Origin of the sequence: Thalassolituus oleivorans MIL-1 (assembly GCF_000355675.1) — a bacterium.
Lineage (GTDB): Bacteria > Pseudomonadota > Gammaproteobacteria > Pseudomonadales > Oceanobacteraceae > Thalassolituus > Thalassolituus oleivorans.
The window spans coordinates 2,967,950-2,980,298 of sequence record NC_020888.1; the positions used below are offsets into that span (position 1 = coordinate 2,967,950).

The 12,349-nt window shown below is 46.6% G+C and carries 9 protein-coding genes and 1 riboswitch; of the genes, 6 read left to right on the top strand and 3 right to left on the bottom strand.

Going from position 1 to position 12,349, the window contains the following annotated elements:
• Positions 1 to 16 precede the first annotated feature (16 nt).
• Genes imuA through TOL_RS13615 form a run of 3 tightly spaced genes read left to right on the top strand, consistent with a single transcriptional unit; the run spans position 17 to position 5,167 of the window.
• Positions 17 to 658 carry a translesion DNA synthesis-associated protein ImuA gene (gene imuA, locus TOL_RS13605; protein WP_015487928.1) on the top strand — a complete coding sequence of 214 codons (642 nt, stop codon included), beginning with the start codon at positions 17 to 19 and terminating at the stop codon, positions 656 to 658.
• The gene (locus TOL_RS13610; protein WP_158505925.1) at positions 642 to 2,111 is read left to right on the top strand and encodes a Y-family DNA polymerase; all 1,470 of its coding nucleotides are present in this window, start codon (positions 642 to 644) and stop codon (positions 2,109 to 2,111) included. The genes imuA and TOL_RS13610 overlap by 17 nt, the downstream gene beginning before the upstream one ends.
• Positions 2,112 to 2,119: 8 nt before the next feature.
• Positions 2,120 to 5,167: an error-prone DNA polymerase gene (locus TOL_RS13615; RefSeq protein ID WP_041589029.1), complete on the top strand. Its 3,048-nt coding sequence runs from the start codon at positions 2,120 to 2,122 to the stop codon at positions 5,165 to 5,167.
• Here TOL_RS13615 and TOL_RS13620 read toward each other — a convergent pair whose 3' ends face one another.
• The 3 genes from TOL_RS13620 to TOL_RS13630 all read right to left on the bottom strand — a co-directional run bounded on the left by TOL_RS13620 (position 5,168) and on the right by TOL_RS13630 (position 7,825).
• Positions 5,168 to 5,845, bottom strand: coding sequence for a hypothetical protein (locus TOL_RS13620; RefSeq protein ID WP_015487931.1), 678 nt, complete (start codon positions 5,843 to 5,845; stop codon positions 5,168 to 5,170).
• An 88-nt stretch (positions 5,846 to 5,933) separates the two neighbouring features.
• Entirely contained in the window at positions 5,934 to 7,340 is a 1,407-nt protein-coding gene (locus TOL_RS13625; protein ID WP_041588508.1) for an AmpG family muropeptide MFS transporter, read from the bottom strand.
• Entirely contained in the window at positions 7,340 to 7,825 is a 486-nt protein-coding gene (locus TOL_RS13630) for a YajQ family cyclic di-GMP-binding protein (RefSeq protein WP_015487933.1), read from the bottom strand. Before TOL_RS13630 ends, TOL_RS13625 begins: the two co-directional genes overlap by 1 nt.
• Before the next feature lie 110 nt (positions 7,826 to 7,935).
• On the opposite strand from TOL_RS13630, the gene TOL_RS13635 reads away from it, so the two are divergent.
• The 3 genes from TOL_RS13635 (at position 7,936) to TOL_RS13645 (ending at position 11,972) form a co-directional block, all read left to right on the top strand.
• Positions 7,936 to 8,967 (top strand): hypothetical protein, encoded by a 1,032-nt coding sequence (locus TOL_RS13635; RefSeq protein ID WP_015487934.1) that lies wholly within the window; start codon positions 7,936 to 7,938, stop codon positions 8,965 to 8,967.
• 64 nt (positions 8,968 to 9,031) lie between these two features.
• Positions 9,032 to 9,940: a ketopantoate reductase family protein gene (locus TOL_RS13640; RefSeq protein WP_158505926.1), complete on the top strand. Its 909-nt coding sequence runs from the start codon at positions 9,032 to 9,034 to the stop codon at positions 9,938 to 9,940.
• A gap of 25 nt (positions 9,941 to 9,965) precedes the next feature.
• Positions 9,966 to 11,972, top strand: a complete 2,007-nt coding sequence (locus TOL_RS13645; protein WP_015487936.1) for an ATP-binding protein — start codon at positions 9,966 to 9,968, stop codon at positions 11,970 to 11,972.
• A 54-nt stretch (positions 11,973 to 12,026) separates the two neighbouring features.
• Positions 12,027 to 12,247: riboswitch (cobalamin riboswitch) on the top strand.
• Positions 12,248 to 12,349 lie beyond the last annotated feature (102 nt).

Consider the following 12,349-nt stretch of genomic DNA (forward strand, 5'->3'; position numbering starts at 1 on the left):
CGTTCAGAGGTGAAGTATGGCATCACTCGAACAGGTTCTTCAGCAAGGCCAAGTCTGGCAGGCTCAGCAACACCTACCTCCACAGCATCAGACTATTAGCAGTGGCTATGCCGCCCTAGATGCACGTCTACCCAATGGCGGCTGGCAACCCGGACAAGTATGCGAAATTTACCACCAAGGCGGCGGTGTCGGGGAACTTAGTATTGTTATTCCAGCACTGGCTAAGCTAAGCCAGCAAGCGCGTTGGTTGCTTTGGGTTGCTCCGCCAGCCATTCCTTATGCTCCTGCACTCGAACTCGCCGGTGTGCGCAGTGAACGTATTCTGATGGTACATCCACGTTCATACAAAGAAGCGGTATGGTGCATGGAAGAAGGCCTAAAAAGTGGTCACTGCAGTGCGGTACTTGGCTGGTTACAAGAATGGGATAAACAGCATATCCGGCGTTTACAAATTGCTGCCGCCGATAATCGCAGCCATTGTTGGCTATGGCCGCAAACGGGATTAGATACTTCAGGCTCGCCGGCAGCATTGCGTTTAGAAGTTGCTCGCCAGCAAGCCGATACATTGCAAGTTACCTTTCACAAACGTCGTGGTTCTTGGCCCTGCGAACCTTTTAATCTGCATTTATCTGATCATGGTTATGCGCTCGCGGGTTAATCCACAAAAAGCGCAGGGCTGGTTGTATCTATATTTCCCCAGCTTTTATCGTCATAGCTTACTCAGCCTTGCCAGTGAGCCTTTAGCCATATTGCATGGCCAAGGGCATCACATCATTGATCATAATATCAGTGCTGAAAAAGCCGGAATTACTCTGGATATGCCTTTAGCCAGCGCCTTATATAGCTGCCCCAATTTAATAACCCATACGCTAGACTCATCGCGGTTACAGCATTTATTACAACAGCGAGCATTATGGGCCTATCAGTTTTCCGCTCAGGTGAGTCCTGACACCCAATATGCAGAACAAGGCCATGCTGGCTTATGGCTAGAGGCAGGAAGCATGTTGCGTTTATTTGGCGGGCTAGAAGCTTTTTGGCGGCATATCGACGATGCCTGTCGGCAACAAGAATGGCCGGTACAACTGGCCGCAGGATTAACACCGCTGGCAGCACGTTTATTAGCACGAGCCAACAAAGGATTTCCGAGTTTAGAGCACGCGACAATCAACAGTGCCTTGCAAGCATTACCCTTACTGCAACTGGATTTTAATGCGGCTGATACGCTGGCATTACAGCGTTTAGGCATCAACACCTTAGGCGAGTTATTACGCTTACCTTTAGCCGAGTTGGGACGTCGGATAAATCCCAATTTAGTCCATACGCTGCAACAACTTTCGGGCAGTAAAAAACATACTCTGATGCAGTTTAAGCCACCATTAAACTTCCATGACAATGCATTATTCATGTACGAAGTAGAGCACCGTAACGGCTTGCTGTTTCCTCTCTCGCGCTTACTAGAAAGCCTCAGCGGTTTTTTACATCACCGCCAACTGAGTACACGTTGGCTCAAGCTACGTTTGCAGCATGCAGAGCCACCCGATACTTATTGGCAATTTGAATTAGTTCGCCCAGAGTATCGTCATAGTGAATTACTCAATGTTTGTCGTTATCAATTAGAACGAAAACAATTACGCGCTCCAGTACGTGAATTGCATTTAAGCGTTACCCGTTTTCTTGATCGTAAAGCAGAGCAAGGCGGCTGCTTACAAGATGCCGACACGCAAGCAACCGTATATCAAGTACGTGATGATGCCGCATTACTTAACCGCTTACAGGCGCGTTTAGATGAAGAACAAGTGCAATGCTTAAAAGCAACAGCTGATCCACGCCCAGAGAAAGCGTGGCAAACATACTCATTGCAGCAAGCACAGCATAAAACGACACAGTCAATACAGGCCCGACATGCAAAACGGCCTTTGTGGTTATTACCTAAGCCCCATCCTTGCCCTCCTCCCGAACATATTCTGCATGGTCCTGAACGCATCGCCAGCGGTTGGTGGGACGACCACGCAATACGCCGCGATTACTATCAGGTATTGTGCCGCCAACAACTCATTTGGGTATTCAGAGACGACCATGGTCAATGGTTTGTGCATGGCTATTTTGGCTAACGGATACCATGGAACATTTACTAAAAACATTTCGCTATGCCGAACTACATTGCCTCAGTAATTTCAGTTTTTTACGCGGTGCATCTCATCCAGAAGAGCTAGTGCAGCGCGCTAACGAGCTAAATTATGAAGCTCTGGCTATTACTGACGAATGCTCGGTCGCGGGCGTGGTGTGTGCACATCGCGAAATTAAAGAGCATCAACTGAACATTAAACTGATTGTGGGTAGTGAGTTTAATTACCAGCAAGAGTGCTATGTTTTACTGGCTCCTCATCGCCAAGGCTATGCCGAGTTATGCCAATTTATTACCCGCTGTCGTCGTGCTGCAGTCAAAGGTTCTTATGATTTCAAACCAGAGTGGTTACTCGACTTAAAATACTGCCTATTATTGTGGCGCGGCCCATCGTTAAACGAAAAATCGCTACTCATGCAGCACTTTAATGGGCGCTTATGGCTACTTGCTGAGCGGCTTTTAGATGAACATGACGATGTGAATTTTGATCATGTTTTACAGCTCGCAGCTGAATACAAACTGCCGGTTACCTGCGCCAATTACGTCCATATGCACAGTACCGAGCGCCATGCTTTGCAGGATTGCCTAACAGCGATACGTCATAATGCTGCCATTAACGATATTGCTCAGCATTTATTTTCTAACGCTGAACGACATTTACGCTCACCCAAAAAACTCCAACATTTATATTCCAGTGCCTTATTAAATAGCACACTCGATATCGCTAATCGCTGTCAATTCTCATTAGATGAAATCGCCTATCAATACCCTGAAGATGGCGTACCTAAGGGACAGAATGCCAGTGATTATTTACGCGATCTGGTCGAAAAAGGGCAAAAAATACGTTTCCCTAACGGTAGTAAAAAAGCAATCCAAGAGACAATAGAGAAAGAACTAAAGCTTATAAAATACAAAGGCTATGAGCATTACTTTATCACTCTATACGATGTCGTTCAGTTTGCTCGTAGCCAAGATATCCTCTGTCAGGGACGTGGTTCGGCGGCAAACTCTATCGTTTGTTATTGCTTATTTTTAACCGAAGTTAATCCCGAAGAAGTACAACTACTCTTCGAGCGTTTTATCTCGGAAGAGCGTCATGAACCACCGGATATTGATATCGACTTTGAAAGCCAACGGCGTGAAGAAGTCATCCAATATATTTACCGCACCTACGGGCGCGAACGCGCAGCTTTAACCGCAACAGTTATTCGCTACAAACCGCGCAGCGCCTTACGCGATGTGGGTAAAAGCTTAGGGCTAAATAAAATTCAATTAGAGCATGTCATGGCACGCTATGCAGGTCGTTATCACTCAAGCTCTTGGCTGGATGCCGTCTTTCCACTATCTGAGACGAATCCACATCAAGCACGTTTTCGCACCTTGATCGAACAGCTACTAACCTTTCCTCGTCATCTATCCCAACATGTAGGCGGTTTTGTCATTGCCAATGGTTTATTGGGTGATCTCGTGCCTATTGAAAATGCCAGTATGCCCGACCGTACGGTTATTCAATGGGACAAAGAAGATCTCGAAACCCTAGGATTAATGAAAGTCGATATTTTAAGCCTAGGCATGATGACAGCGATTCGCCGTAGTTTGCAGGCATTGAATATCACCATGAGTGATATCCCACGCGAAGATCCAGCCACCTATGCCATGTTACAACGCGCCGATTCAGTCGGGGTTTTTCAAGTAGAGAGCCGCGCACAAATGAATATGCTGCCGCGGTTAAAACCACGAACCTATTATGACTTAGTGATTCAGGTTTCGATTGTTCGCCCCGGCCCTATTCATGGCGATATGGTGCACCCTTATTTAAAACGACGTAATGGTGAAGAAGTGCCAGATTACCCCATGGCAGCCTTAAAGCCCATTTTAGAACGCACCTATGGCGTGCCGTTATTTCAAGAACAAGTTATTGCCTTTGCGATGGTTGCCGCCAATTTTAGCGCTGCAGAAGCCGATCAACTTAGACGTTCCATGGCGAGCTGGCGCAAGAAAGGTCATATGCATATTTTGCAGCAACGCTTGCGTACGAATATGTTAAAAAATGGGTTTAGCGAAGAATACATTGCTCGTATTCAACGCCAATTAGAGGGCTTTGGCGAATACGGTTTTCCTGAGTCTCACGCTGCGAGTTTTGCTTTATTGGTTTACATTACCGCATGGCTGAAGTGTCATCATCCCGCGATTTATTTAGCTGCTTTACTCAATAGCCAGCCGATGGGATTTTATAGCCCAGCGCAACTTATCGAAGATGCACGACACCATAGCGTCACCATAGAAGCCGTCGACATTAACCACAGCAACTGGGATCACAGCGCCAACCATAACGCAGTACGCTTAGGCTTACGTTTAGTGAAAGGATTGCAACGAGCTAGCGCCCTGCGACTGTGCGAACAACGGCCCATCGGCGGTTATAAAAGTATTCAAGAATGTATGCGTGCAGCGAATCTGAATAAGCACGAATTAGAAGCACTGGCCTCGGCCAATGCCTTTGGTGACCTTGCCGAACATAGATACCACGCGCGCTGGCAAGTAGCTGAGCCGCAACAAGGCGATTTACTACGAAATGATTTATCCGAAGATAGTGGTGTTTGGCCGCTATCAGCACCCAATGAAGTCGCAGATTTATTAGAAGATTATCACAGCATGGGAGTGACATTAGGACGCCACCCAATTGAGATCTTGCGCGAGCAAGGCCACCTCGGCAGTAGCATTACCGCGCTTGGCTTACGTCAGCTAAATCATGGCGATGAATGTTTTGTGAGTGGTTTAGTCACCTGTCGACAACGCCCAGGAACCGCCGCCGGAGTTACCTTTGTAACTCTTGAAGATGAAACCGGCTGCACCAATGTCGTGGTCTGGTTGAGAACCGCACAACAGCAACTACAAACCTTATTAAATGCCCGCATCATGCAGGTGTACGGCCATGTCGAAAAAGACAGCAACAGCGGTGTTACCCATTTAATGGCGTATCGACTGTTAGATTTAAGTTCGGCGTTAAAACAACTAGAAATTAAATCTCATGATTTTCATTAGTTATTGTTCGTTAAATCCTTTTAAGACTTTATATTCAATTTCAGTATTTGTAGCGGATATTATTTCGATTCTCGCGCCCGCATATCCAATAATACTACTCTGACTCAAATCGTATTCAACTTCCGTATTAAAAGCAGGTCTGGCAAAATTATCACTAAATTCTCTATAAATTATTTTCAGTCTATCACCAATACGTCCACCATAAACTAGCGTCCGACGAAAGCTCTCACTCGTGATAACTGTTTCATTCTTACGATTACCATAAATCGTACCACACACTTGCAAATCGAATGGGCGCACAATACAAAATTCGCGATTAGATCGTTTATAAAGAACAGTAGCGGAAGCATCAGGGCTAGGAATGATCAAACCTGAATAAATTGTGTAGCCAGATCCGATATCTTGAACAAAATATTCATATTCCAAATCTCCTCCAACCTTATTAAGCTTACCAGGCTTGATTTTATAACCTACAATTTGACTTTCTCTAGTAATTTGAAAAACATCTTTAGTCGTCGAAACGCCTTGATCTAAGATAGTCTCACCTAGACCAACTGATTCAATGACATTTAGGCTAGGTATGTTGAACTTCTGCATCGATGGCTGGTAGTTATATTTAATAGTCGTGGAAGCACAAGCAGTAACTAGAATAGAAAAAACAATCATTGAATATTTCATAGATTCATCCTTGATAAAAACCAAAATTTAAGTATTGATGCAAACGTAGTCTAATATACCCAACGTGTTTATCTCCAATCTTCATACTTTATGAACCAGTCTGCGCATCATGCCGCCTCAGCACCATAACCAAGAGAATCGCAGGAATACCCAACATGGCCGCAACGACGAAGAAGTCCGCGTAGCTACTGCTGTCTACTACCCAGCCTGAAAATCCGCTAATAAATTTCCCCGGCAAGGTCATTAACGAGCTAAACAAGGCATACTGAGTCGCGGTATAGCTCTTATTCGTCAGGCTCGATAAATAAGCAATAAAAGCGGTGCTGGCGATGCCACCACTGAGGTTGTCGGCACTTATCACAAAGCCCAGCCAAAACAATGAAGGGGTTGCTGTTAGAAACTGTGCCTCAATTCCTTGGGCATTAGTCATAGATGAGAAACCAACGGTCGCCAGCAAAGCAAATAAAAGGTTGGTGGCAGACACCAAAATAGCCCCGAGCAGTAATGGCTTAAATATGCCCCATTTCACCACCAGCGCCCCGCACAATAGCGAGCCAAAGATGGTCATGAAGAAACCGAAGAATTTTGCCACCCAAGCGATATCTGTTTTGCTGTAGCCTAAGTCCAAATAAAACGGATTGGCCATTACGCCCATGCTGATATCACTTAAACGGAATACTGCGATAAAGATCAATATCAGTAAGGCGAACGTGCCATTACGCTGAAAAAATTCCAGCATAGGGCATATAACCGCCCCTAATAAATGCCGCTCCCAAGCCGGACGCTGGGCTAGATTCATCGGCCGACCCATTACTTGATCAACCATTTGCGCATCCATCAAGCGCTGCTCATCAGCACTGCGATGCGCCGGTTCATCGGCCCAAAATAAGGCGACAATACCAAGCGTCATACAAGCGGCCATAACAACATACGCGCTGTGCCAATCAACGACATCGGCAATATAAAATGCGCCCGCACCCGATACCAAGAGCGCTAGCCGATAGCCAAGAATATAGCCCGCAGACATAGCGCCCTGAACTTCATCGGGTGCGGATTCAATACGAAATGCGTCTAACGAAACATCTTGGGTCGATGATGAAAAGGCGATTAATAAAGCGGCGGCGGCGACCCAAAAGAGGCTATCTTGCGGATTCATTTGGCTAAGCCATAGCAGTCCGCCGATAATGCCGAGTTGACCACTGAAAATCCAACTACGCCGCTGTCCCAATAAGGGATACAAGAGCGGAATACGTAAGCGATCGACAACGGGCGCCCAGAAAATTTTGATGGAATAGGTCATACCGACCCAAGCAAAAAAACCGATCGCCGTACGTTCTACTCCGGCGTCACGCAACCAAGCAGTTAGGGTTGAAAACACCAACAAGTAAGGCAATCCAGCAGAGAAACCCAGCAAGGTAATGACCATGACTGGCTTCTGCCGATAAATGGCTAACGCGTCGCGCCACCATTGTAGTGACGCGTGCAGGGAGGACATCAATCTTTGAAGTTCTTGAATGCCAACGGCATGCTGATGCTTTCGTCAGTGCGGAACATGGCCATCACAGCTTGCAAATCATCACGAGCCTTGCCTTGGATGCGCACAGTTTCACCCTGTACCGAGGCCTGCACTTTGATCTTGCTGTCTTTAACCATTTTTACCATTTTACGGGCTAAATCACTGTCGATCCCCTGGCGCATAGTGGCCATTACCTTCACTTGCTTGCCTGAGCCTTTGAGGTCGCTGTATTCAAGACAGCTCACCTTGATGCCACGCTTAATCATATTGCCAGACAAAATAGGCTTCATCTGATCAATCTGAAATTCGTGATCGGCAATCATAGTGACGATCAAATCTTTCAATTCAAAACTTGCATCGACACCGCGAAAATCAAAGCGCGTGCTTAACTCACGATTCGCTTGATCAACGGCGTTTTGGGCTTCGTGCTTATCTACTTCAGAAACAACGTCAAACGATGGCATAACAATTCTCCTCAAATGCCGCATTGTAACCCTTGCAACAAGAAAAAATCCAAAAACCAACACTGGCAAGGCGAATAACTTGAACTACCTTTATAGCTATGGAAACAAAAATGATGTTGCACGGCGCCGGCGTTTACTATTTCGCCCTCTCTGGTGCACGAAGCCAAGGTATCTTTCAGTCGGTTTTTGAATACGACTACGGCATCCGCTTATTAGCGGAGCTGCGCGGCTGCCGCTTGCTTGCCTATGTACTCGATGAAAACTCCATTCGCTGTGTCATGCGTTGCGACCGCGACTGGACCGAAGTATTAGAAGACATACAGGTCGCGTTCAATCAGCTGCATGAGCGTTGCTGGCAACAAACCAAGCCGGTATTGTCTGAGCAAGGCATAGTGTTACTGGTTGATGAGCAGGCTTACCTCACCGATCTGATTATTCAAATGCATCGCTTACCACAAACGCAACGACTGGTAGCAGACGCCTGTGTGTATCCATGGAGCAGCGATCATCATTACCGCGACCTCAACCCACCTAAGTGGATTGATACCCAGTCGATGCTGAATTTGCTGTGCCAAACCCGTCACAACACGGCAACCCGCTATCAAGCCGTAATGGAACAGCCGCACGTAGTTGAGTTAGACCTTGAGCACGGTTGTCATCCGTTGTATCAGGCACTCGCACGCGATCACTTCATTAATCAGCATCAAGCTCGCAATGCGGTCACAGGGGTGAGTCGCACGCCAGAAGAGTTACAACGTCTGTTAAACGATGCCTGTGATCTTATTGCTGGGCGCTTTAGTTTAACCCGCGACGAGCTGTTAGATCGAACACTGCGCCGCCAGTATGCTCGACTCATGCCGTTAGTCGTTTGGCTACTCAGTGAGCGTGGCTTAACCCACGAAACCATAGCCAATTTAATCAAGGAAGATGAAGAAGTTTTGCCCCTTTGGATTCGCAGTGTACCGGCGGATCATCCCGATACTTTACTCGTCAAACTCAAGGCCCTATGGTCGCCGGATTTGGCTAGCCTGCAATTAGCATCCTCAAATGGAAAAGCTAAGCCCGTAAAATCTGCGGTAAAACCGGCGGCCATCAAAGCCTCTACCGACAACGATGATAGCGCGCCCCTCGCTAACGTTTAATTTCCGCACCAACCTATACCCGCACCACATGACGGCACGCCTCGGACGTGCCTATAATCCGGCTATGACATTATCAATCGGCATTCTCGGACTCGGTGCTCTCGGCACCCTTATGGCATGGCACTGGCGTGACCATGACTGCATGGTCATTAGTAAAGACGGTAAGCCCGTGTTTCGTCAGCTTGTGACTGCCAATAACACCGACCAGCTGCAACTTGCACATTGGCAAAATGAAAACTTAGACTGGCTGGTAATCACCACCAAGGCCGCCGATACGCTGAGCGCAATCACTCCACTGGCAGACCACCTGCATCGAATTAAGCGCCTTGTGTTACTGCAAAATGGCATGGGCCAACAAGCAGCAGTCGCCGACTGGCTAAGCACACAAAATAACCCGCCCGAGTTATGGCTTGCTAGCTCCACAGAAGGGGCATATCGCCAAAATCGCAGTGATGTCGTCTATGCAGGTCAAGGTCAGACTTTTATTGGACGTTATCAAGAGGGGCTTGTTCAGAACAGACTTAGTCACGACAGTCAGGAGTGCAACAACTGCGATTCCTATCTGCCTATGCGCACAGTATACGCACCCGACATGCTGGATAGACTACGACATAAATTAGCCATTAATGCCGTCATCAATCCACTGACAGCCTTATATCGCTGTCGTAATGGTGAACTTGTCACAAATCCGGACTACCGTCGTCACTTACAATTGTTAGCGGCGGAAATCGCTGGCTTATATACTTTTTTAAATTGGTCTTTGCCTTGGAATTTACTCACCCAAGCTGAACAAGTGGCAACTGCTACAGCCGCTAATCAATCATCGACACTGCAAGATGTACTGCAACAGCGACCAACCGAACTGCCTTATATTAACGGCTATTTATTGGCTCAAGCAGAACAACATGAGTATGCTCTACCGCATTGTGCAGAGCTTATGACACAACTAAGCAACGAATTAATATGCGAATGATTTTCGTCAGCGGAATACCATCCTCATGCTAGCCCGGCAAAAAGCCATGTTAGCAACCTTAGTTATCTGTGGTTTGATTATCGCATTAACCACAGTTGCCTATATCTTAGCGGCTGAACGTGTTGGTCGAGAGCAATTAGCACCCGAAATCAGCCGCACCTTTGCTGATTTATTGCAAGCTCAAGTCATGCAAAATGAAATAAAAGGCGTCGCTAAAGAACGTAAAAATGAAGAAGCGCAGCTGCATAAACTGCAAAGTTTAATGCATCGTATGACCCAGCATTATCAGGTCAATGAAATGGCGCTCTACAACACCGAAGGACAGCGTGTTGCTCATAGCTTTTCACAAAATGAAACCTCATTACTCAGCACTAATTTAACTGCAACTTCCAGTAAGAAAAACATACATCGCTATCAATTGCGGGTGGCAGAACAACCTATGTCGTTGTTAATTAGCACCCAAGTATCATTACCAAATTTCTTTTACTTAGATACGTTAACCACGGCGCTACTGGTCGTGACGATGTCGGCCTTACTGGTATTCTTTCTTTACGCTTTAACCCGAAATTGGCAACGTACCCCTTATCAAAACTTATTACATGACATTCGCACCGCAACCCGTAATGATAATGACGAACGCATCACGATTAGTACGCAAGATCCAGATATTAAGCCTTTAGCCGAAGCACTAAACGATCTATTTTGGTTACGCAATCAGCGTACCCAGCATCTTAAAACAGCGCATCAGCAAGCTGAGAGAGCGCGTTTACGGGCCACTCGTTTATCAACTGAAACGCGGCAAATGAACGAAGATTTAGCCCGAGAAGTTTCTGTGCGTCGCGGCATTGAAGTACAACTTAAAAATACCAAGACACTACTTAACGGCATTTTAAATGCCATGCCATCCGCACTGTTTGCACTCGATGCTCGTAATCGTATCGTACAGTGCAATCAGCAAGCCGGTGATTGGTTAAATAAAGAATATACTCAACTTGTTGGGCTGCCGTTATTGACCCTCGTACCTGAACTCGCTAACCAAAACATATTACCGAGTAGCCCAGCGGTAGCCGCTCGCATGGAAAAAATAGAGCGTTTAACGATTCAAAGCTTCGAAAGGCCTATGGTAACCGATGTACTCGCCTACCCTCTTCCTTATGGACAGCAAGCACGTGTCGTAATCCGTATTGATGATGTAAGTCAGCGTCAGCGTATGGAAGAAATCATGGTGCAAACAGAAAAAATGATGACGGTAGGTGGATTAGCGGCAGGCATGGCGCATGAAATTAATAATCCGCTCGGTGCAATTTTGCAAAATCTACAGAATATTCGCCGTCGCCTACAACACAATTTGGTCGCTAACCAAAAAGTTGCAACGAAAGTCGGGTTACCCCTCGATAAGCTAGAAGAATATTTAGAGCAAAGAGCCATTTATCAATTTTTCGATCATATCCAAGATGCCGGTGAGCGAGCGGCTCAAATCGTTGCTAATATGCTGCAATTCGCACGTAATGATCACCTCCAAAAACGACCTGTAGATGTTCAAGAATTAATCGACACCACACTCACAATCGCCAGCAATGATCTATCTCTACGCCATATTGATGTCGAATTAGATAACACAACAACAATTCCTCAAGTTATTTGTGTACCCAGTGAAATTGAACAGGTGCTGCTAAATTTATTAAAGAATTCACAACAAGCCTTAGAGTCTTATGAGCCAGATCCTGCTGTAGAGCCGAAGTGGCGTCCGCGTGTGCGTATTCGTGCCAGCTGGGACGACGAACGAATTTGCATCACCATTGAAGACAACGGTCCAGGGATACCAAGTGATGTCGTCGCTCACATATTTGAACCCTTTTATACCACCAAGGAAGTTGGCCAAGGAACAGGGCTAGGGCTATCAGTGTCTTACTTTATTGTCACCTCACACCATCAAGGCCAACTAAGATACCGTCCAATTACTGATGACCATGGCGCCTGCTTTGAACTCTGCTTACCGCATAACGATGGCCCTCATCGCTTACTGCTCTAGCCTACCCAACCTACCAATACCCGCTTCACCCTTGACCTAGAAGGTCTATACCGATAACCTGCGCGCAATTCAGGTGCCCAACCTCAACACGTTGGGTTAAACGGGAAGACTGGTAAGTTGTTGCAACAGAGCGACAGCAAATCCAGCGCTGCCCCCGCAACGGTGATCGGTCATACCGTCGACAATCTGCCACTGTGCATAGCATGGGAAGGCGTCGATGGTGAGTATAAACTCAGACCGTAAGCCCGGATACCGGCCTGAGTTGCACATGTACAAGTATTGCGGTGGGCAGTACGGGTAATGGTCACGCCCTGACTGAATACTGCAACCAGCATAGTTCAGGTCGAACGCCACATCCCAATTATTCCCCGCCGATT

Coding starts and splice junctions, on each gene's coding strand:
- imuA (WP_015487928.1), top strand. CDS start 17: ATGGCATCACTCGAACAGGTTCTTCAGCAAGGCCAAGTCTGGCAGGCT.
- TOL_RS13610 (WP_158505925.1), top strand. CDS start 642: ATGCGCTCGCGGGTTAATCCACAAAAAGCGCAGGGCTGGTTGTATCTA.
- TOL_RS13615 (WP_041589029.1), top strand. CDS start 2,120: ATGGAACATTTACTAAAAACATTTCGCTATGCCGAACTACATTGCCTC.
- TOL_RS13620 (WP_015487931.1), bottom strand. CDS start 5,845: ATGAAATATTCAATGATTGTTTTTTCTATTCTAGTTACTGCTTGTGCT.
- TOL_RS13625 (WP_041588508.1), bottom strand. CDS start 7,340: ATGTCCTCCCTGCACGCGTCACTACAATGGTGGCGCGACGCGTTAGCC.
- TOL_RS13630 (WP_015487933.1), bottom strand. CDS start 7,825: ATGCCATCGTTTGACGTTGTTTCTGAAGTAGATAAGCACGAAGCCCAA.
- TOL_RS13635 (WP_015487934.1), top strand. CDS start 7,936: ATGATGTTGCACGGCGCCGGCGTTTACTATTTCGCCCTCTCTGGTGCA.
- TOL_RS13640 (WP_158505926.1), top strand. CDS start 9,032: ATGACATTATCAATCGGCATTCTCGGACTCGGTGCTCTCGGCACCCTT.
- TOL_RS13645 (WP_015487936.1), top strand. CDS start 9,966: ATGCTAGCCCGGCAAAAAGCCATGTTAGCAACCTTAGTTATCTGTGGT.